The organism is Microbacterium sp. NPDC089321, from assembly GCF_040684935.1.
Lineage (GTDB): Bacteria > Actinomycetota > Actinomycetes > Actinomycetales > Microbacteriaceae > Microbacterium.
In genome coordinates this window covers 595,241-613,408 of record NZ_JBFBGX010000001.1, presented here as the reverse complement: position 1 = coordinate 613,408, position 18,168 = coordinate 595,241, and the positions used below count along the sequence as shown (strand labels likewise).

The window sequence follows — 18,168 nt, the reverse complement described above, 5'->3', positions numbered from 1 at the left end:
GTGGTCGATCAGGGAATTCGCGCGGAAGCCGAAGAGCTCCGCTGGCTCAACGCGTCGTGGCTTCGGCGCGCGAGGTCACGCACCTCCGTCTATTCCATCATCACGGCGATCCTCTGCGTGTTCTTCGGGGTGCTGCTGCTGGTAGAGCTCTTCGAGGACGATATCTCGCTCTTCGAGATCCTGCTCAACGCAGGCCTCCTGCTGATCGCGCTGCTCGGGGCGGCTGCGGTGCTGATCCTCGGCATGCGCGTTCCCCGCTGGGCCGGTTTCGTGCTCGTGCTCGTGCACGCCGCCGTGTCGGTGTACTACATCGGATTCTCGAACGAGCGGCAGAACGCGGTGGCGAACATCCAGGAGCTGCCGGTGATGGCGATCTACCTGGCCTGGTTCTACGGGGGTCGCATCGGGCGGGTCACCGAGCTCGGCATCCTGATCACGGTCGGAGCCGCGATGGTGCTGGGCCCGTTCGGCGGCGAGTCGGTGCCCGGAGACCCGCTGGCCGGCCTGTTCGGCGCTGCGAACGTGTTCGGGCTGCTGGTGATGAGCTGGATCTGCCTCGAGATGGGATTCTTCGTTCGCAATCGCATGCGGGTCGAGTCCACCACCGATCCGCTCACCGGTGCGCTCAACCGGCGGGGCCTCACGCACCACCTGAATGAGGAGATGCGTCGTTCGGCACGCTCCCGGCGCCCGCTGTCGGTCGCTCTGCTCGACCTCGACGGCTTCAAGGCGGTCAATGACATCGAGGGTCATCATGCGGGCGATGCCGTGCTGATGACACTGGTCTCGCAGTGGAGGGCCATGTCGCGGGCGGGAGATCTGGTGGCGCGCATCGGCGGCGACGAGTTCGTGATGCTGCTTCCCGACACTCCGCAGGCGGGTGCCGCCGACATGATGCGGCGGATGCGGGGGCTGGCGGCGCATCCGTGGTCGTGGGGTGTCGTCGAGGTGCGACGCGACGAGACGCTCGAGTCCGTTCTGCGGCGGGCGGATGCGGAGATGTACCGGGACAAGCGGGGACGCTGAGCGCGGATCTTCCGCAAGACGGGAATACCCCTGGGGGGTATCTGGTAGTACTCTGGTGAGAGTACCCCGAGGGGGTACCCGAACGAGAGGAGAAACCATGAGCACCACCGAGTTCCAGGTGACGGGGATGACCTGCGGCCACTGCGAGATGTCCGTGCGCGAAGAGGTCGAGAAGGTCGCCGGCGTCGAGGGCATCGACGTCAGCGCGCAGACCGGGCGCCTCGTCGTCACCTCGGCTGCCCCGATCGACGCCGACGCCGTCATCTCGGCCGTCGACGAGGCCGGGTACCGGGCGGTGTCGGCCTGATCGGCTGACCGCCCCGCGGCATCCCTCTCATTCCCGACCTCAGAAGGAGCACACCGTGAGCACCGACACGGCGCCGGCCGGCGCCGAGCAGAACCGCATCGATCTCGAGATCGGTGGCATGACGTGCGCATCCTGCGCGATGCGCATCGAGAAGAAGCTCAACAGGCTCGACGGCGTGACCGCCACGGTCAACTACGCGACCGAGAAGGCGCAGGTCGTCGTCGACGGCCCTGTCGACACCGCGGCGCTCATCGCCGAGGTCGAGAACGCGGGGTACTCGGCCGCCCTTCCCGCCCCACCCGTCGAGGCGGGCGTCCCGCAGCCGGATGCCGAGACCGCGGCCGACCACGAGCTGCGAACGCTGCGGCAGCGGCTGATCGGCTCGGTCGTGCTCTCGGTCCCCGTGATCCTGATGGCCATGATCCCGGCGCTGCAGTTCACGTACTGGCAGTGGGCATCGCTGGCGCTCGCCGCCCCCGTGATCGTCTGGGCGGCCTGGCCGTTCCACCGTGCGGCATGGGTCAATCTGCGCCACGGCGCCGCCACCATGGACACGCTGATCAGCCTCGGCACCTCGGCCGCGTTCCTGTGGTCGCTGTACGCGCTGTTCCTCGGCACGGCGGGGCACCCCGGCATGACGCACGGATTCTCGTTCGCGATCACCCGCAGCGACGGCGCAGGCAACATCTACCTCGAGGTCGCCGCCGGCGTGACGATGTTCGTGCTCGCCGGGCGCTACTTCGAGAAGCGCGCGAAGCGCCAGGCCGGCGCGGCGCTGCGCGCCCTGATGCAGCTCGGTGCGAAAGACGTCGCTGTGCTGCGCGACGGTGCCGAGACCCGCATCCCGATCGGCGAGCTGCGGGTCGGCGACGAGTTCGTGCTGCGCCCCGGCGAGAAGATCGCCACCGACGGCGTGGTCGTGTCGGGAACCTCGGCCGTCGACCAGTCGATGATCACCGGAGAATCGGTGCCCGTCGAGGTCGGGCCGGGGGATGCCGTGACCGGAGCGACGGTGAACGCCGGCGGCCGGCTGATCGTCCGCGCCACGCGCGTCGGCGCCGACACGCAGCTCGCGCAGATGGCGCGCATGGTCGAAGACGCGCAGACCGGCAAGGCCGAGGTGCAGCGGCTCGCCGACCGCATCTCGGGCGTCTTCGTGCCGATCGTCATCGGCATCGCCCTCGTGACGCTCGCGACCTGGCTGGTGCTCGGCTTCCCGGCATCCGTCGCCTTCACCGCGGCTGTCGCCGTGCTGATCATCGCCTGCCCGTGCGCCCTCGGACTGGCCACGCCCACGGCACTGCTGGTGGGAACGGGGCGCGGTGCGCAGCGGGGCATCCTGATCAAGGGACCTGAGGTGCTCGAATCGACCCGCCGCGTCGACACCGTCGTGCTCGACAAGACGGGAACCGTGACCGAGGGGCGCATGTCGGTCGTCGCGGTCGTGCCCGAGGCGGGTGTCGACGCCGATGAGCTGCTGCTGCTCGCGGGAGCCATCGAGCACGCGAGCGAGCATCCGATCGCCCGGGCCATCGCATCCGCCGCGTCGGAAGCCTCAGACGGTTCGTCCGCGGGGCGGGGTGTCGCGGCGCGACGCGCCGACGGCGGTGCGGATGATCCGAGACATCCGGCAGGGCGCACCGAGCTGCAGCTGGCGGGCGGGACGGATGCCGTGTCGCGCCCGCCACGGCAGAGCGCGCTGCCCGTCGTCGAGGGGTTCCAGAACCACGACGGACGCGGCGTCACCGGCATCGTCGAGGGGCACGCAATGGTGGTCGGGCGGCTCTCGCTGCTCGAGGACTGGGCCATCCACCCCTCGGCCGCGCTGCTGGCCGCGAAGGCGGATGCCGAGAACGCGGGGCAGACGGCGATCCTCGTCGCCTGGGACGGCGCCGCCACGGGCCTGATCGTGGTCTCCGACGAGGTCAAGGCCACGAGCGCAGAGGCCGTCGCGTCGCTCAGGGCCCTCGGCCTGCGGCCCGTGCTGCTCACGGGAGACAACGAGGCCGCCGCCCGGCACATCGCCGCGGAGGTCGGCATCGACGAGGTCATCGCCGAGGTGCTGCCCGCCGACAAGGTCGCCGTGGTCTCACGGCTGCAGGCCGAAGGGCGGGTCGTGGCGATGGTCGGCGACGGCGTCAACGACTCGCCGGCGCTGGCTCAGGCCGACCTCGGCATGGCCATGGGCACGGGAACGGACGCCGCGATCGAGGCATCCGACATCACCCTCGTGCGCGGCGACCTGCGCGCGGCGGCCGACGCCATCCGCCTCTCACGGCGCACCCTCGGCACCATCAAGGGCAACCTGTTCTGGGCCTTCGCGTACAACGTGGCGGCCATCCCGCTCGCGGCCCTCGGGCTGCTGAACCCCATGCTGGCGGGTGCCGCGATGGCGTTCTCGAGCGTGTTCGTGGTGGGCAACAGCCTGCGCCTGCGCACCTTCCGCTGAGCTGCTCGTCGGAACGGTCAGGTCATCCGGATCGTCGCCGGCGTGTCCATGCACGACACGCCGCAGGGTGGCCGTCTCGTCTGAGACTTCCGACACAGCACAGCAGGGCGGATGCAGAAACGGGGCGGGTCGCGACGTGCGACCCGCCCCGTCTCGTGCGTCAGAGCGCGTCGAGCATCGAGCGCATCTCGGCGATCTCGGCCGTCTGGTCGTCGATCACCCGCTGAGCGAGGTCGCGGGCGCGGGCATCCTTTCCGTCCGCCAGCTCCTGCTCTGCCATCTCGATCGCGCCCTCGTGGTGCACGATCATCTGCTCGAGGAACAGCCGCGACGCGGTGGGGCCGTCGGCGTCTTCCAGCGCGGCCATGTCGTCGGGCGACATCATGCCGTCGCCGTGGTGCATGCCGCCCATCGCCGGATCCTCGCCCCACGCGGTCAGCCACTGCGTCATGGTGTCGATCTCGGGCTGCTGAGCTGCCTTTATGCGTTCGGCCAGCTCTGCGACCTCGGGGTCGGCACCCTGCGTGCCGAGCAGCACGTCTGACATCTCGATCGCCTGCTGGTGGTGGGCGATCATGTTCATCGCGAAGTCGATGTCGGCCTGGGCCGCGGCGTCGGCGCTGTGCGGGGCGCTCGACGATCCGTGGTCCATGCCCTGCATGTCGGAGCCGGGATTCGAGCATCCGGTCAGGGTGAGGGCGGTCGCGAGGGCGAGGGTGCCGATGGTGAGTGTGCGGATTCGCATCAGGATTCTCCTTGTTGATCAGTCGTTGAGGGTCGATGAGCGCCGTCGGCCTGTGCTTCGGCGCAGGGCCGCTCAGGTCCGGCTGATGCAGAGAACGATGTGCGAGGGCGGGCAGGGCGGTGCGGCGCGCGACGGGGATGCCCTGCCTCCCGGCATCCGCTGGAGGCGCGGCCGCAGGCCGAGGGATGCCGAGGGCGGAAAGATCAGCGTGAGCGGCCAGCAGGGCGAGCACGCAGGCGGTGAGCATGGCCGGATGCGGGGGCGATTCGTCGGCATCAGCCGCGGAGGCGCCGGTGGAGGCAGGGGGAGAACCATGCGGGGCGGCGTCGGAATGGGCGGCGCTCACCGGCATGCCGTGGCCCATCGCGTCGCCGCTGAGAGTGTGCATGCCGAGGATTCCGAGCACGATCCCGAGCACGACGGCGAGCATCCAGGAGTGACTGCGGTGCGGCATCCGGTTCCTCCGTCCTCGCTCGGGCCATGTCGCGGGAATACCCCCTAGGGGTATGGTAGTTGATGTCTGCAGAAGCCGGCCAGTCCGGCCCGATGCTGAGGAGACCTGATGGACCGGCACTCGAACCACAACGCCATGCACGCCGGTGGCGCGCACGGAATGCAGGAGATCGCCCGAAACGCAGGGGCCGCTGGTGCAGAAGCCCCTGCGATCCGTGAGAACTCCTCCGATCCGGGTGAGCACGCGCACGACGCGCATGACGCCCACGAAGGCCACGGAGCCCACGGCGATCACGTCGGCCAGTTCCGCCGGCTGTTCTGGATCAACCTGCTCATCGCGGTTCCCGTGGTCGCGACCAGCGGCATGTTCGCCATGATCCTCGGCTACCAGGTGCCTGACTGGGCGCGCTGGGTCGCCCCGCTGCTCGGCACCGTCATGTACGTCTGGGGCGGGCGCCCGTTCCTCACCGGCGCAGTCGCAGAGCTGAGGGCACGCAGGCCCGGAATGATGCTGCTGATCGGGCTCGCCATCACGGTCGCGTTCCTCGCGTCGTGGGGTGCGAGCCTGGGCATCCTGCACCACGAGCTCGAGTTCTGGTGGGAGCTCGCGCTGCTCATCGTGATCATGCTGCTCGGTCACTGGCTCGAGATGCGATCGCTCGCTCAGACCACCTCCGCGCTCGACTCCCTCGCCGCGCTGCTGCCCGACGAGGCCGAGCGCGTCGACGGCGATGCGATCACAAAGATCAGCCCGGCCGATCTGCACGAGGGCGACGTCGTCATCGTGCGGCCGGGGGGCAGCATCCCGGCCGACGGGATCGTCGTCGACGGTCGCGCCGATCTCGACGAGTCGATGCTCACCGGCGAATCCCGCACGGTCAGCCGCGGCCCCGGCGACCCGGTCACGGCAGGCACCGTCGCGACCGACTCGGGCCTGCGCGTCGAGGTCACCGCGACCGGCGACGACACCGCGCTCGCGGGCATCCGCAGGCTGGTCGCCGACGCGCAGGCGTCGAGCTCGCGCGCGCAGCGGCTCGCCGACCGCGCGGCCGCATGGCTGTTCTGGTTCGCCCTCGGCGCCGCAGTGATCACCGCGCTGGTCTGGACGATGTTCGGGATGCCCGATGAGGCCGTCGTCCGCACCATCACGGTGCTCGTGATCGCCTGCCCGCACGCGCTGGGTCTTGCGATCCCGCTCGTCGTCTCGATCGCCACCGAGCGTGCGGCACGAGCCGGAGTGCTCGTGAAGGACCGCCTGGCCCTCGAGAGCATGCGCGACGTCGACGCCGTGCTCTTCGACAAGACCGGCACCCTCACCAAGGGCGAGCCGACCGTCACCGCTGTCGCACCCGTAGAGGGGTGGAGCGACGACGACCTTCTGGCGCTCGCCGCATCGGCCGAGGCCGACAGCGAGCACCCGCTCGCCAAGGCGATCGTGCGAGCGGCCTCGCACCTGCCGATCGCGAAGGCGACGGGGTTCGCCTCGTCTCCGGCGGTCGGCGTCACGGCCACCGTCGACGGCCACGAGATCCGCGTCGGCGGACCGCGGCTGCTCGACGAGGTGGGTGCGACGGAGATCCCGGATGCCGCAGGCTGGCGCTCGGAGGGAGCCATCATCCTGCATGTGGTGCGCGACGGCCAGGTGATCGGCGGGCTGGCGCTCGCCGACGAGATCCGCGCGGAATCGCGCACGGCTGTCGCCGCGCTGCAGGGCAGGGGCATCGAGGTCGTGATGATCACGGGCGACGCCGAGGCCGTGGCGCATGCGGTGGCCGCCGAGCTCGGCATCGGCCGCGTCTTCGCCGGAGTGCGCCCGGAAGACAAGTCGGCCAAGGTCGCCGAGCTGCAGAGCGAGGGCAAGAAGGTCGCGATGGTCGGCGACGGAGTGAACGACGCCCCCGCGCTCGCGCAGGCCGATGTGGGCATCGCGATCGGCGCCGGCACCGACGTCGCGATCGCCTCGGCAGGGGTGATCCTGGCATCCGACGATCCTCGCTCGGTCGTCTCGGTGATCGAGCTGTCGCAGGCGAGCTACCGCAAGATGACGCAGAACCTGTGGTGGGCCGCCGGCTACAACCTGATGTCGGTTCCGCTCGCGGCCGGCGTGCTCGCGCCGTTCGGATTCGTGCTGCCGATGTCGGTCGGCGCGGTGCTGATGAGCCTCTCGACGATCGTCGTCGCGCTCAACGCCCAGTCGCTGCGCCGGCTCGACCTGCGCCCCGAGCGCGTGGCCTGACCCTGCGTGCGGCGCCGACTGCACCACGTCGCGCCGAGTGCACCACGTATTCGCGCGGCTACGTGGTGCACTCGGCGAGATCCGGTGCGCTCGCGACGGACGCGCACCGGCACCGGCACCCGGCGTCAGGAGTCGCGGTCGCCCATGTGGCCGGGAAGCGTGCTCGAGAGCACGCGCTCGACGAACGCCGCGTACTCCTCCATGTAGTGCCGCAGGAATGTCGCGGTGCCCTCGTCTTTCACCTCGCCGTCGGGTCCGTACACCTCGGGCTTGAACGTGATGTACGCCTCGGGGGCGTTCAGCTGCGGGGCGTTGAGAAAGCTCAGCACACCGCGCATCGACGACTGCATGACGGCCGTGCCGATCGCGCCGGTCGACGCGCCGATGATGCCGGTGGGCTTGCGGGCGAACGAGTTGTGACCCCAGGGGCGCGAGCCCCAGTCGATCGCGTTCTTCAGCGCACCGGGGATCGAGCGGTTGTACTCGGGCGATACGATCAGCAGTCCGTCTGACCCCTCGATCGCCTGCTTGAACTCGGTGACGGCGGCCACCGGCGAGTTCTCGTCGTCGCGGTTGTACAGCGGCAGGTCGCGGATGGGGATCTCGGTGAGCTCGAGGCTGTCAGGTGCCAGGTGCACGAGGGCGCCCGCCAGCACGCGGTTGATCGAGTCGCCGGCGAGACTGCCGATGATGTAGCCGATGCGGTAAACCATGTCGTTCTCCGATCTCGTGGGACAGGGTGCCTCAGGTCTACCCGGTCGAGCGCGAAGCGACAACGGGGATTGCGCTATCGGATGCCCGTGCTGCCGCGGCGCTCAGCGACGACCGGGCCACTCCTCGGCCAGCAGACCGTAGTTCATCCCGTCCATCCACTCGCCGGATCGATGCAGCGCGGTCTTGCGGCTGAACTCCTCGCGACGCATGCCCAAGCGCTCCATGAGGCGCCAGGACGGCTCGTTCGCGGCGAAGCATCCGGCGTGCACACGGCGCAGGCCGAGCGATCCGAAGCACACGTCGATCACGGCGCTGACCGCTTCGGTGGCGAGGCCCTGCCCGGCTGCCGACGGCGCGAGCACCCATCCCAGCTCGGCCTCGGTGCCCGCGGCCTGCTCGGCGGCCTCGGCCTGCGCCCAGCCGTCGCCGGTCTTCACCATCAGGTCTCCGATGATCACCGATGGCGCATCCTCGGCATCCCGCCGCACGACGACCAGGGTCACCGCGAGCCGAACCGGATCGGAGTACGTGTCGCGGAAGGCCTCGATCGTTGCCGGCGCTCTCCCCAGCCACCGGTTCACCTCGGGCAGCCGACGGAACTCCCACACGTCGTCGAGATCGTCGACGGTGCAGGGGCGGATCTCGAGCCGCTCGGTGCGAATCGGCCAGGCCACGTCTTCGAGGGAGGGCATCCTGTCAGCGTAGCGGCGACCGCCGGCCAGGGCTGCCCCCTCGTAGGGGCTCTCCACGAGGTCAAGTCGGCCCGCTGAAGGGGGCCATGCCGCGCCCCGCAATAGACTCGCTGACCATGGGGGAACAGGTGCTGCTCGGTGCGCTCGCGATCGGCATCGGAGTGCTCGCGGGGATCGCGCTCTTCGTGCCGTTCGTATGGATCAGCTACCGGCGTCAGGGCCGGCTGAGCGTGCCGCGGACGCTGATGTGGTTCGCCGCTCTGGTGTACTTCTGCGCGTACCGCTTCTTCGATGTCGGCGACCTGATCACGAACACGAGCGGGGCGCTGCTCGGCGCCGTGTTCGGGCTCGTCGTGCCGCGGGGGCGGCGCGGCCTGTCGAAGGCGGGGGATGCCCTGCAGTCGCGGCCCGTCACGCGCGGACGCCGCGCGTTGGCCATGCTGTGCGACGGCCTCGGATTCTTCTTCGCGTCGGCGACGGTGTCGATCGCCGTGCAGCTCTTCATCGGCGTGGTGCTGCACGACCGGGCGACCATGCGGGAGGGCTCGGTCGCAGAACTCGCCGGCACGGGGGGAGCCGCGGTGGTGTGGCTCGCCGTCACTCTGATCACCGGCCAGTCGGTCGGCGACGCTGCGGTGCAGCTGCGCTACACCGCATCGCGGATGCCGTCTCTCGCCGCTCGCGCGCTGCGCTGGCTGGGCGGCGTCGCCGGGCTCTCGGCGCTGGGGCTGCTCGGCGGCGTCTTCGACACCCTCTCGGGTCTGCTGCTCTTTGTCGCCTGCGTGCTGTTCTTCTTCACCCGTCTCGGGCGGGGGCTTCCCGGCATCCTCTCGGGTCAGCAGCTCGTCGACGCGCGCGCGCCGCAGCCGGTTCAGGATGCCTCGGCGCGGCCCTCTCGCCAGTAGCCCATGAACGCGACCGAGCGGCGGTCGATGCCGAGGTCGCGCACGAGGTGACGGCGCAGCGCCGTGATGGTGCCGGCCTCGCCAGCCAGCCAGGCGTACTCGCCGCCGTCGACGGCCTCGGGAACCTCCCAGAGCACCTCGTCGGCGTCCGGCTCGCTGAGCGTCTCCTTCGCCGTGTCGGCGCCGCGAGCGCCGCGTCGCACGCCCCACTCGTGCACGGCCGCGCTGAGCCGCACGCCGTGCGCGCCGCTGCCGCGTGCGAGCCACCGCACGTTCACGCCTTCGGGTGCCGTCAGCTCGAGCGCATCGGCCTCGGTCGGCACCTCGATGCAGACCTCGCCGACGGCGTGGGCGGGCAGCGCCTCGACGATCGAGCAGATCGCCGGGGTCGCGGTCTCGTCGCCGGCGATGAGCACAGAGGTCGCCGCCCCCGGTCGCCATTCGATGCCGCCGCCCTGCTGGTCGGAGCGGGAGTCGGGCCCGACCACGGCGAGCGCATCGCCGACGCGGGCGCCCGTCGCCCAGGCGGATGCAGGGCCCTCTGTGCCGTGCAGCACGAAGTCGATGTCGATCTCACGCGCCTCGGGGCGCGGTGAGCGGATCGTGTAGGTGCGGATCGGATTGCGCTTGTCGTCGGGCAGCTCGCGCCAGCGGCGGTACCACTCGGTCATGCTCTGCGTCTCGTCGAACTGACCGACGTCGGTGACCGAGCCGTCGGCGAACGGGATGATCAGCTTGATGCGCTGGTCGAGGCCGTCGGTGCCGAAGTGCGCGAGGTCGTCGCCCTGCAGCGTGATGCGCGTGAAATGCGGCGAGAGGGCGGTGATGCGCGCGACGGTCGTGCGAAATGTCCGGTACGGGTGGTGGCTCACGATTCCAGCATAGGTTAGGCTCTCCTAACGTGACCAATCCGATCGAGGAAACCGGCCTTCCGACGGTCTCGCCTGCGGCGCACGCCGACGGCAGAAGCACCGGCGGCAGAAGCGCCGACGAGCTGCACGGCGATGCGCTGGCGCTGAGCTACGGGCGCACCCGTGTGGTGCACGAGGTCTCGCTGCACCTGCGCCCCGGCGTGGTCACCGCGCTGATCGGGCCCAACGGCAGCGGCAAGTCGACGGCGCTGCGCGCCCTGGCTCGTCTGCACAAGGTCGACGCGGGTGCCGTGCGCGTCAGCGGCGCCCACGGCGAGCGCGATGCGTCATCGCTCTCTGCGAAGGAGTTCGCGCGCACCGTCGCCATGCTCTCGCAGTCGCGCCCGCACCCGTCCGGTCTCGAAGTGCGCGACGTCGTCGCCTACGGCCGGCACCCGCACCGCGGACGCTTCGCCGGCATGTCCGATGCCGATCGTGCGGCCATCGCGCACGCGCTCGAGCTGACCGGACTCGACGGCATGGCGCACCGGCCGGTCGACGAGCTCTCGGGCGGAGAGCTGCAGCGCGTGTGGCTCGCCACCGCGCTCGCCCAGGACACGGGCATCCTGCTGCTCGACGAGCCCACCAACCACCTCGACCTGCGCTACCAGGTCGAGACCCTCGACCTCGTCTGCGACCTCGCCGACCGAGGCACCGCCGTCGGCGTGGTGCTGCACGACCTCGGCCACGCGGCCTCGGTGGCCGACGAGGTCGTGCTGATGCACCGCGGCCGTGTGCATGCGGCCGGAAGCCCGGCATCGGTCCTCACCTCCGACAACCTCACCGCGGTCTACGGCCTGCCGATCGACGCCCACGTCGATGCGCGCACGGGCCGCGTGCTGGTCACCCCGCGCGGTCGCCACCACGACCGCGCACGCCGCGCGCTCACGGCGCTGTCCGCCTGAACCCCCCTCTCGCACCCTCACCCCGGAGTCCCCTGATGAACAAGCCCCTCGCCGCCCTCGCGACCCTCGGCGCCCTCACGCTCGCCCTCACCGCCTGCGGCACCACGCAGACCGCTGAGAAGCCCGCCGCCGACAAGAGCACCACCTCCGCGAGCGGCGCCGGGTGCGCCGACGACAGCACCAGCACCTCGACCGGCCCGGTCGAGCTGACCGACGCCTTCGGCCGCACGGTGAAGCTCGACAAGCCGGCAGCCAAGGTCGCGGTGCTCGAATGGCAGCAGATCGAAGACGTGCTCTCGCTCTGCCTCACCCCCGTGGCCGTCGCCGACGCCGAGGGCTACAGCACCTGGGACACCGCCGAGAAGCTGCCCGAGGGCGTGAAGGACGTCGGCACCCGCCAGGAGCCCAACCTCGACGCCCTGTTCGCCGCCGAGCCCGACCTCGTGATCGTCGAGGCGTACACGCGCGACGATGCCATCATCGGCCAGCTCGAGAAGTACGGCGTGCCCGTGCTCGCCACCCTCGGCGCGAACGCCGAGGACCCCATCGCGCAGATGCTCTCGACCTTCGACCTCATCGCCGAGGCGACCGGCCGCACCGAGCGCGCCGACGTCGTGAAGGACGAGTTCGACGCCCACCTCGCCGACGCCAAGAAGCAGGTCTCCGACGCCTCGCTCGAGGGGGCGCCGTTCGTGTTCTTCGACGGCTGGGTCGACGGCGGCAACGTGTCGCTGCGTCCCTTCGGCCAGGGCTCGCTCATCGGCGAGATCGGCGAGGAGCTGGGCCTGAAGAACGCGTGGACCGGCGAGGTCGATGCGGCCTACGGCCTGGGCCAGACCGACATCGAGGGCATGACCACGATCGGCGACGCGATGCTGCTGCACACCGGCACCGCCGACCCCGACTCCGAGAGCTTCGTCGACGCCGCCGAGAAGAACCCGGCCTGGGCATCCATCCCCGCGGTGAAGAACGGCGACGTGCACGCGTTCCCGGCCGGCATCTGGACCTTCGGCGGACCGCGCTCGGCCGAGCAGATCATCGACGCATACGTCGACGTCATCACCAAGTGACCGTGGGGGCGCCCCGCGCCGGCAGCCGGAACGAAGGACGAATGCAGGAAGCAAGGACGGATGCGCCCCGCGGATCCTTGAGTGCAGATGTCCTGGATCCGGATGCCGCCCGCGGCCGCCTCTCGGCCACGGCGGCGCTGCTCGCCCTCGTGGCGGTGCTGGTGGCATCCGCCCTCTGGCACCTGACGCAGGGCACCAGCGGGCAGATCCTCGCCGACCCCGAGATCCTGTTCGGGTCACGCCTGCCGCGGCTCGCGGCGGGCGTGACCGTCGGGCTCGCGCTGGGCGTCGCGGGCCTGCTCATGCAGTCGCTCTCCCGCAACCCGCTCGCCTCGCCCGACACCCTCGGCGTGACGGGCGGCGCGTACTTCGCGGTCACCGCGGTCACGGCGTTCGGGCTCAGCATCCCGTTCTGGGCGTCGGGACTCGTCGCCTTCGCCGGCGGTCTGGCGGCGGCGACCCTCGTGCTGGGCCTCGCCGGCGGAGCCGCCCCATCCACCACGCGGCTCGTGCTCGCAGGATCGGCGCTGGCGCTCGCCTTGCAGGCCGGCACATCGACCCTGCTCGTGCTGTTCGACGAAGAGACCAAGGGGCTGTTCGCGTGGGGCAGCGGCAGCCTCTCGCAGCTCGGTCTCGAGTCGTTCCTGCGCGCGGCGCCCGTGGTCGTGGTGGGCATCGCTCTCGCGCTCGCCCTCACCAGGCGGCTCGACGTGCTCGCGCTGGGAGACGACACCGCGTCGTCGCTGGGCGTTCCGATCCGCTCGACGCGCGTCATCGGCATCCTGCTCGCGGTGGTGCTGACCGCCGCCGCCGTCACCCTCGCAGGGCCCATCGGCTTCGTCGGCCTGTGCGCGCCCGTGCTGGCGCGGCTGCTCTCACGGCTGGTTCCGGCGCTCGGCCGCCATCTGCTGCTCATCCCCACCTCTGCGCTCATCGGCTCGATCGTCGTGGTGCTCGCCGATGCCGTGCTGCGCGCGATCATCGGCGCAGAGGGCGCCATCGCCGTGCCCACCGGCGTCGCCACCACGCTGCTCGGCGCGGTCGTGCTCGTCACGATGGCGCGTCGCCTGCGCGACGCGGGCCCCACCCGTCGCCCGCCGAGCATCCGCTTCGGCGTCCGCAGCACCCGCCGCTTCGCGGTGGTGCTGTCGGTCGGCATCGCCGCGCTGATCGCGGTCGTCGTGGTCGGGATGCTGGTCGGCGCGACCCCGCTGCTCACCGGCGACATCGTGCTCTGGATGCAGAGGCAGGCCCCGCCGCTCGTGTCCTTCGCGCTCGACGAGCGCGTGCCCCGTGTGATCGCGGCGGTCGTGGCGGGCGCCGCCCTGGCCCTCGCCGGAACCGTGACCCAGGCGGTCAGCCGCAACCCGCTCGCCGAGCCCGGTCTGCTCGGCATCACGGGCGGTGCCGGACTCGGCGCCGTGCTGATCGTCACGAGCGCCGCCGCCTCGACGTTCGGGATGCTCGTCGCCGCCGTCGTCGGCGCGCTGCTCGCCTTCGGGCTCGTCTACTCGCTCGCATGGCGCGGGGGCCTCAGCGCCGACCGGCTCGTGCTCATCGGCATCGGCGTCTGGTACGGCACGACCGCGCTGACGACCTTCGTGCTGCTGCGCTCGAACCCGTGGGACACCCCGAAGATCTACACCTGGCTCTCCGGCACGACCTACGGCCGCATCTGGGAGCAGGTGGTGCCGCTCGCGATCGTGCTCGTGGTCGCGCTGCCGTTCGTGATCTCGCAGCGCCGCGACCTCGACATCCTCGCGATGGACGAGGACACGCCTCGCCTGGTCGGCATCCGGCTCGAGCGCACGCGTCTCGCGCTGCTGCTGGCGGCGGCCCTGCTCGCGGCCTTCAGCGTCTCGGCGGTCGGAGTGGTCGGGTTCGTGGGCCTGGTCGCGCCGCACGCGGCGCGCGCCCTGGTCGGCGCGCGGCATTCGCGGGTGATCCCCGTCGCGGTCGTGCTGGGAGCGGTGCTCGTCGGGGTGGCGGATGCCATCGGCCGCACGGTGCTCGCCCCGGCGCAGCTGCCCGCGGGCCTGGTCGTCGCGATGCTCGGCGCGCCGTACTTCGTCTGGCTGCTCTGGCGCTCGCGCGACGCGTGAGCTGCCCAGGCGATTCCGAACGGGCGCGCGTAGGGTCGGGGGCATGACCATCCCCGTCGACGACGCTGCGATCGTCCAGGCGAAGCAGCTGCGAGATGCGTTCCAGCGGTTCCTCCGCGAGTACGAGTTCGGCATGCGGGAGGTCGAGACGAAGATCTCGATCCTGCGCGACGAGTTCACGCACATGCACGCGTACAACCCCATCGAGCACGTCAAGAGCCGCGTGAAGACGCCGGACAGCATCGTCGAGAAGGTGGCGCGCAAGGGCATCGAGGCCGACTTCGAGGTGATCCGCGGTGAGATCACCGACATCGCCGGGGTGCGCGTGACGTGCAGCTTCGTGAGCGACGTGTACCGGCTGTTCGACCTGCTCACGCAGCAGGACGACGTGACCGTGCGCATCGTGAAGGACTACATCGCCGATCCCAAGCCGAACGGCTACCGCAGCCTGCACGCGATCGTCGAGGTGCCGGTGTTCCTGTCGACCGGGCCGGTGTCGATCCCCGTCGAGGTGCAGTTCCGCACCATCGCGATGGACTTCTGGGCGAGCCTCGAGCACAAGATCCACTACAAGTTCGCGGGCCGCGTGCCGGCTCACCTCGTGCAGAGCCTCACCGACGCGGCGGATGCCGCCTGCGAGCTCGATCAGCGCATGGAGCGCCTGCACCGCGAGGCCCACGAGAGCAACCAGCGCGTCATCGAGGCCTGAGGCCGGCACGACGACGCCCCTCCCGGTCTACCGGAAGGGGCGTTCGCGTGGTCGGTCCTACTTGGCGAGGAACGACGTCAGCGCGGCGTTGACCTCGTCGGCATGGGTCCAGAGCAGCCCGTGCGGAGCGCCCTCGATCTCGACGTACTCCGCGGCCGGCACGGCCTGGTGGAACCGGCGGGCCGTGGCGTCGATCGGAAGGATGTTGTCCTTCGTGCCGTGCAGGATCAGCGTCGGCTTGGCGGCCTCGCGCACGGCGTCGACATCGCCGCGGAAGTCCTCGATCCAGGCGGGAACCACCGCGTACGCGGCGACCGGGGCGCTGGTGACCGACAGGTTCCAGTTCGCGTCGACGACCTGCTGGCTGATCCGGGTGCCGAGGTTCTCGTCGAGGTTGTAGAAGTCCTTGTAGAAGTCGGTGAACCAGGCGTAGCGGTCGCCCTTCGCGGCTGCGGCGATGCCGTCGAAGACCTCCTGCGGCACGCCCTCGGGGTTGTCGTCGCGCTGCACGAGGAACGGCTCGAGCGAGGCGAGGAAGGCGAGCTTCGCCACACGGTCGTGGCCGTAGCGGGCGACGTAGCGGGCCAGCTCGCCGGTGCCCATCGAGAAGCCGACGAGCACGACGTCGCGCAGGTCGAGGGTCTCGAGCACGGTGTTCAGGTCTGCGGCGAACGTGTCGTAGTCGTAGCCGGTGCCGACCTTCGACGACTGGCCGAACCCGCGGCGGTCGTAGGTGATGACGCGATAGCCCTGGTCGAGCAGCTCGCGCGTCTGCCGCTCCCAGCTGTGACCGTTGAGCGGGTAGCCGTGGATGAGCACGACGGGCTGCCCCTGCCCCTGGTCTTCGTAGTAGAGCTCGATGGGGGTGCTGTTCTCAGTTCCGACGGTGATGCTGCCCATGATCCGGTTCCTTCCGATGGGGTGAGAACGATCGTTCTCGCTGATGAGTCCCACCGTAGAGAACGATCGTTCTCATGTCAAGTACACTGGGGGCATGATCGAAGACGAAGCCCGCGAGCGCATCCTCTCCGCCGCCGAGGAGCTCTACTACCGCAAGGGGTTCGCGGCGGTCGGGATGGATGAGCTCCGGGCGGCGTCCGGCGTGTCGCTGCGCCGCCTGTACGCCCTGTTCCCTTCGAAGCCCGACATCATCACGGCCGTGCTGCAGCGCCGGCACGAGGAGTGGGAATCGACACTCGCCGCCGCCGTCGAGGCGGCCGGCGACAGCTCGCGAGAGCGGCTCCTCGCCGTCTACCGCTACCTCGAGAACTGGTTCTGCTCAGACGGATTCCGCGGATGCGCGTTCATCAACGCCTTCGGCGAGCTCGGCGGAACGAGTCCGGAGGTCGCGCGGATCGTGCGAGAGCACAAGGCCTCGTTCCAGCAGCACATGGCCGCCCTGGCGGAGGAGTCGGGGGGCACGCCGGCGCTCGCCGCGCAGCTGTCGATCCTCGCGGAGGGTGCCCAGAGCACGGCCGCGATCTCGGCCGACCCTCAGGTCGCCGCGCAGGCGAGAGCCGCGGCAGAGGTGCTCATCGACGCTGCCCTCGGCCGCTCCTAGACGCTGCGTCTCAGGCGAGGAACTGCCGAGCGGCCGTCGCCATCGCCGTCACGCCCGTCTCGATGGTGGGGTGGATCACCGGGGCGTAGAACGGGGAGTGATTCGTGGGGACGTCCTTGTCGACGGTGTCGTTCGCCACGGCATCCGCGTACACCTTCGGGTCGACGCCGCCCCAGAACCAGAACACGAGCGGCACACCCGCATCGCGCGCGAACCACGACACGTCCTCGCTGCCGGTGAACAGGCCGGGGTCGATCACCGACTGCTCGCCGAAGACGCCCCGGAACGCCGAGATCACGCGCGCGGTCGCATCGGCATCGTTGATCGTCGCGGGGAGCTTGTGCAGGGTCGAGATCTCGGGCTCGCGCTCGGCTCCGGATGCCATGGCCTCGGCGCGGATGACGCGCTCGACCTTCTCGATCACCTTCTCGCGCAGCTGCTCGTCGGGGTAGCGCAGGCTGAGCTGCAGCGTGGCCTCGGCCGGGATGATGTTGTTCTTGGTTCCGGCGTGGATCGCGCCGACGGTGACCACAGCGAGGTCGTGCGGGTCGACCTCGCGCGAGACGACGGTCTGCAGCCGCATGATGGTCGACGCAGCCATGACGATCGGGTCGATCGTCGAATGCGGCCGCGAGCCGTGCCCGCCGCGGCCGTGCAGCACGACCTGGATGCCGTCGGATGCCGACATCTGCGGCCCCGGGCGCACGCCGATCGTGCCGGCGGGCAGCGGCGTGACGTGCTGGCCGAGCACCACGTCGGGGCGGGGGAAGCGATCGAGTGCACCGTCGTCGAGCATCGCGCGGGCGCCCGCGCCGTACTCCTCGGCGGGCTGGATCACGACGACGACCGTGCCGCTCCACTGCGCGCGCTCGGCGACGAGCCGCTCGACGGCGCCGATCATCGCGGTCACGTGCATGTCGTGTCCGCAGGCGTGCATCACGCCGACCGTGTTGCCGTCCGGGTCGACCCCTGACGCGGTGGAGGCGTAGGCGAGCCCGGTCTCTTCGACCACGGGCAGTGCGTCCATGTCGGCGCGCAGCCAGACCACGGGGCCCTCGCCGTTCGTCAGCACCCCGACGACACCGGTGATGCCGACCCCTTCGGTGACCTCGAGCCCCAGATCGCGCAGGTGCGTGGCGGCGATGCCCGCGGTGCGCGTCTCCTGGAACGACAGCTCGGGATGCTTGTGCAGATCGATGTAGAGCGCTTCGAGGTCGACGGTCATGGCACCGAGCCTAGCCACTGGGTGCCCGTCCGACAGGCAGCCAGGGCGGACACCCGGCCGCGGCGTGATACCGTTACGTGTCCCTCCGCCGGAGGGCCCACTCTCAAAAGGCTCGCGAATCTCGCTGCAGCCCATCACCCCGATCCCGTCCCGCGTGT

General features: G+C 70.6%; 16 protein-coding genes. 10 read left to right on the top strand and 6 right to left on the bottom strand.

What is annotated here, in order from left to right:
* The 3 genes from AB0N59_RS02875 to AB0N59_RS02865 all read left to right on the top strand — a co-directional run bounded on the left by AB0N59_RS02875 (window position 1) and on the right by AB0N59_RS02865 (window position 3,782).
* Window positions 1–1,026: a GGDEF domain-containing protein gene (locus AB0N59_RS02875; RefSeq protein WP_363478429.1), complete on the top strand. Its 1,026-nt coding sequence runs from the start codon at window positions 1–3 to the stop codon at window positions 1,024–1,026.
* Window positions 1,027–1,123: 97 nt separating this feature from the next.
* On the top strand, window positions 1,124–1,333 hold the full coding sequence (locus AB0N59_RS02870) for a heavy-metal-associated domain-containing protein (RefSeq protein ID WP_363478426.1): 210 nt from the start codon (window positions 1,124–1,126) through the stop codon (window positions 1,331–1,333).
* 118 nt (window positions 1,334–1,451) lie between these two features.
* Window positions 1,452–3,782 carry a heavy metal translocating P-type ATPase gene (locus AB0N59_RS02865; RefSeq protein ID WP_363481183.1) on the top strand — a complete coding sequence of 777 codons (2,331 nt, stop codon included), beginning with the start codon at window positions 1,452–1,454 and terminating at the stop codon, window positions 3,780–3,782.
* Window positions 3,783–3,942: 160 nt separating this feature from the next.
* Here AB0N59_RS02865 and AB0N59_RS02860 read toward each other — a convergent pair whose 3' ends face one another.
* Entirely contained in the window at window positions 3,943–4,527 is a 585-nt protein-coding gene (locus AB0N59_RS02860) for a DUF305 domain-containing protein (protein WP_363478423.1), read from the bottom strand.
* Window positions 4,528–5,089: 562 nt separating this feature from the next.
* Here AB0N59_RS02860 and AB0N59_RS02855 point away from each other — a divergent pair.
* The gene (locus tag AB0N59_RS02855; RefSeq protein WP_363478421.1) at window positions 5,090–7,216 is read left to right on the top strand and encodes a heavy metal translocating P-type ATPase; all 2,127 of its coding nucleotides are present in this window, start codon (window positions 5,090–5,092) and stop codon (window positions 7,214–7,216) included.
* A 125-nt stretch (window positions 7,217–7,341) separates the two neighbouring features.
* Here AB0N59_RS02855 and AB0N59_RS02850 read toward each other — a convergent pair whose 3' ends face one another.
* A complete protein-coding gene (locus AB0N59_RS02850) occupies window positions 7,342–7,929 on the bottom strand; it encodes an NADPH-dependent FMN reductase (protein WP_363478418.1) in 588 nt (195 codons plus the stop codon).
* 102 nt (window positions 7,930–8,031) lie between these two features.
* The gene (locus AB0N59_RS02845; protein WP_363478415.1) at window positions 8,032–8,622 is read right to left on the bottom strand and encodes a GNAT family protein; all 591 of its coding nucleotides are present in this window, start codon (window positions 8,620–8,622) and stop codon (window positions 8,032–8,034) included.
* Window positions 8,623–8,738: 116 nt separating this feature from the next.
* On the opposite strand from AB0N59_RS02845, the gene AB0N59_RS02840 reads away from it, so the two are divergent.
* Window positions 8,739–9,527, top strand: coding sequence for a hypothetical protein (locus AB0N59_RS02840; RefSeq protein WP_363478412.1), 789 nt, complete (start codon window positions 8,739–8,741; stop codon window positions 9,525–9,527).
* Here AB0N59_RS02840 and AB0N59_RS02835 read toward each other — a convergent pair.
* Window positions 9,494–10,399 (bottom strand): siderophore-interacting protein, encoded by a 906-nt coding sequence (locus AB0N59_RS02835; RefSeq protein WP_363478410.1) that lies wholly within the window; start codon window positions 10,397–10,399, stop codon window positions 9,494–9,496. The genes AB0N59_RS02840 and AB0N59_RS02835 overlap by 34 nt on opposite strands.
* Window positions 10,400–10,521: 122 nt before the next feature.
* On the opposite strand from AB0N59_RS02835, the gene AB0N59_RS02830 reads away from it, so the two are divergent.
* From AB0N59_RS02830 to AB0N59_RS02815, 4 genes are read left to right on the top strand one after another with little or no spacing between them, the layout of a single operon-like run.
* Complete coding sequence (locus tag AB0N59_RS02830; RefSeq protein WP_363481180.1) at window positions 10,522–11,343, top strand: ABC transporter ATP-binding protein; 822 nt, start codon at window positions 10,522–10,524, stop codon at window positions 11,341–11,343.
* 35 nt (window positions 11,344–11,378) lie between these two features.
* Window positions 11,379–12,413 (top strand): iron-siderophore ABC transporter substrate-binding protein, encoded by a 1,035-nt coding sequence (locus AB0N59_RS02825; RefSeq protein WP_363478407.1) that lies wholly within the window; start codon window positions 11,379–11,381, stop codon window positions 12,411–12,413.
* 41 nt (window positions 12,414–12,454) lie between these two features.
* Complete coding sequence (locus AB0N59_RS02820) at window positions 12,455–14,515, top strand: iron ABC transporter permease (protein ID WP_363478404.1); 2,061 nt, start codon at window positions 12,455–12,457, stop codon at window positions 14,513–14,515.
* Window positions 14,516–14,558: 43 nt separating this feature from the next.
* On the top strand, window positions 14,559–15,224 hold the full coding sequence (locus AB0N59_RS02815) for a GTP pyrophosphokinase family protein (protein WP_363478401.1): 666 nt from the start codon (window positions 14,559–14,561) through the stop codon (window positions 15,222–15,224).
* A 57-nt stretch (window positions 15,225–15,281) separates the two neighbouring features.
* On the opposite strand, the gene AB0N59_RS02810 is transcribed toward AB0N59_RS02815, so the two are convergent.
* Window positions 15,282–16,124 (bottom strand): alpha/beta hydrolase, encoded by an 843-nt coding sequence (locus AB0N59_RS02810; protein ID WP_363478398.1) that lies wholly within the window; start codon window positions 16,122–16,124, stop codon window positions 15,282–15,284.
* A gap of 94 nt (window positions 16,125–16,218) precedes the next feature.
* Between AB0N59_RS02810 and AB0N59_RS02805 the strand changes: the two genes are divergently transcribed.
* Window positions 16,219–16,785: a TetR/AcrR family transcriptional regulator gene (locus tag AB0N59_RS02805; RefSeq protein ID WP_363478395.1), complete on the top strand. Its 567-nt coding sequence runs from the start codon at window positions 16,219–16,221 to the stop codon at window positions 16,783–16,785.
* Window positions 16,786–16,795: 10 nt separating this feature from the next.
* Here AB0N59_RS02805 and AB0N59_RS02800 read toward each other — a convergent pair whose 3' ends face one another.
* A complete protein-coding gene (locus AB0N59_RS02800) occupies window positions 16,796–18,010 on the bottom strand; it encodes an amidohydrolase (protein ID WP_363478392.1) in 1,215 nt (404 codons plus the stop codon).
* Between the last annotated feature and the right edge of the window lie 158 nt (window positions 18,011–18,168).

Coding starts and splice junctions, on each gene's coding strand:
- AB0N59_RS02870 (WP_363478426.1), top strand. CDS start 1,124: ATGAGCACCACCGAGTTCCAGGTGACGGGGATGACCTGCGGCCACTGC.
- AB0N59_RS02865 (WP_363481183.1), top strand. CDS start 1,452: ATGACGTGCGCATCCTGCGCGATGCGCATCGAGAAGAAGCTCAACAGG.
- AB0N59_RS02860 (WP_363478423.1), bottom strand. CDS start 4,527: ATGCGAATCCGCACACTCACCATCGGCACCCTCGCCCTCGCGACCGCC.
- AB0N59_RS02855 (WP_363478421.1), top strand. CDS start 5,090: ATGGACCGGCACTCGAACCACAACGCCATGCACGCCGGTGGCGCGCAC.
- AB0N59_RS02850 (WP_363478418.1), bottom strand. CDS start 7,929: ATGGTTTACCGCATCGGCTACATCATCGGCAGTCTCGCCGGCGACTCG.
- AB0N59_RS02845 (WP_363478415.1), bottom strand. CDS start 8,622: ATGCCCTCCCTCGAAGACGTGGCCTGGCCGATTCGCACCGAGCGGCTC.
- AB0N59_RS02840 (WP_363478412.1), top strand. CDS start 8,739: ATGGGGGAACAGGTGCTGCTCGGTGCGCTCGCGATCGGCATCGGAGTG.
- AB0N59_RS02825 (WP_363478407.1), top strand. CDS start 11,379: ATGAACAAGCCCCTCGCCGCCCTCGCGACCCTCGGCGCCCTCACGCTC.
- AB0N59_RS02820 (WP_363478404.1), top strand. CDS start 12,455: ATGCAGGAAGCAAGGACGGATGCGCCCCGCGGATCCTTGAGTGCAGAT.
- AB0N59_RS02815 (WP_363478401.1), top strand. CDS start 14,559: ATGACCATCCCCGTCGACGACGCTGCGATCGTCCAGGCGAAGCAGCTG.
- AB0N59_RS02810 (WP_363478398.1), bottom strand. CDS start 16,124: ATGGGCAGCATCACCGTCGGAACTGAGAACAGCACCCCCATCGAGCTC.
- AB0N59_RS02805 (WP_363478395.1), top strand. CDS start 16,219: ATGATCGAAGACGAAGCCCGCGAGCGCATCCTCTCCGCCGCCGAGGAG.
- AB0N59_RS02800 (WP_363478392.1), bottom strand. CDS start 18,010: ATGACCGTCGACCTCGAAGCGCTCTACATCGATCTGCACAAGCATCCC.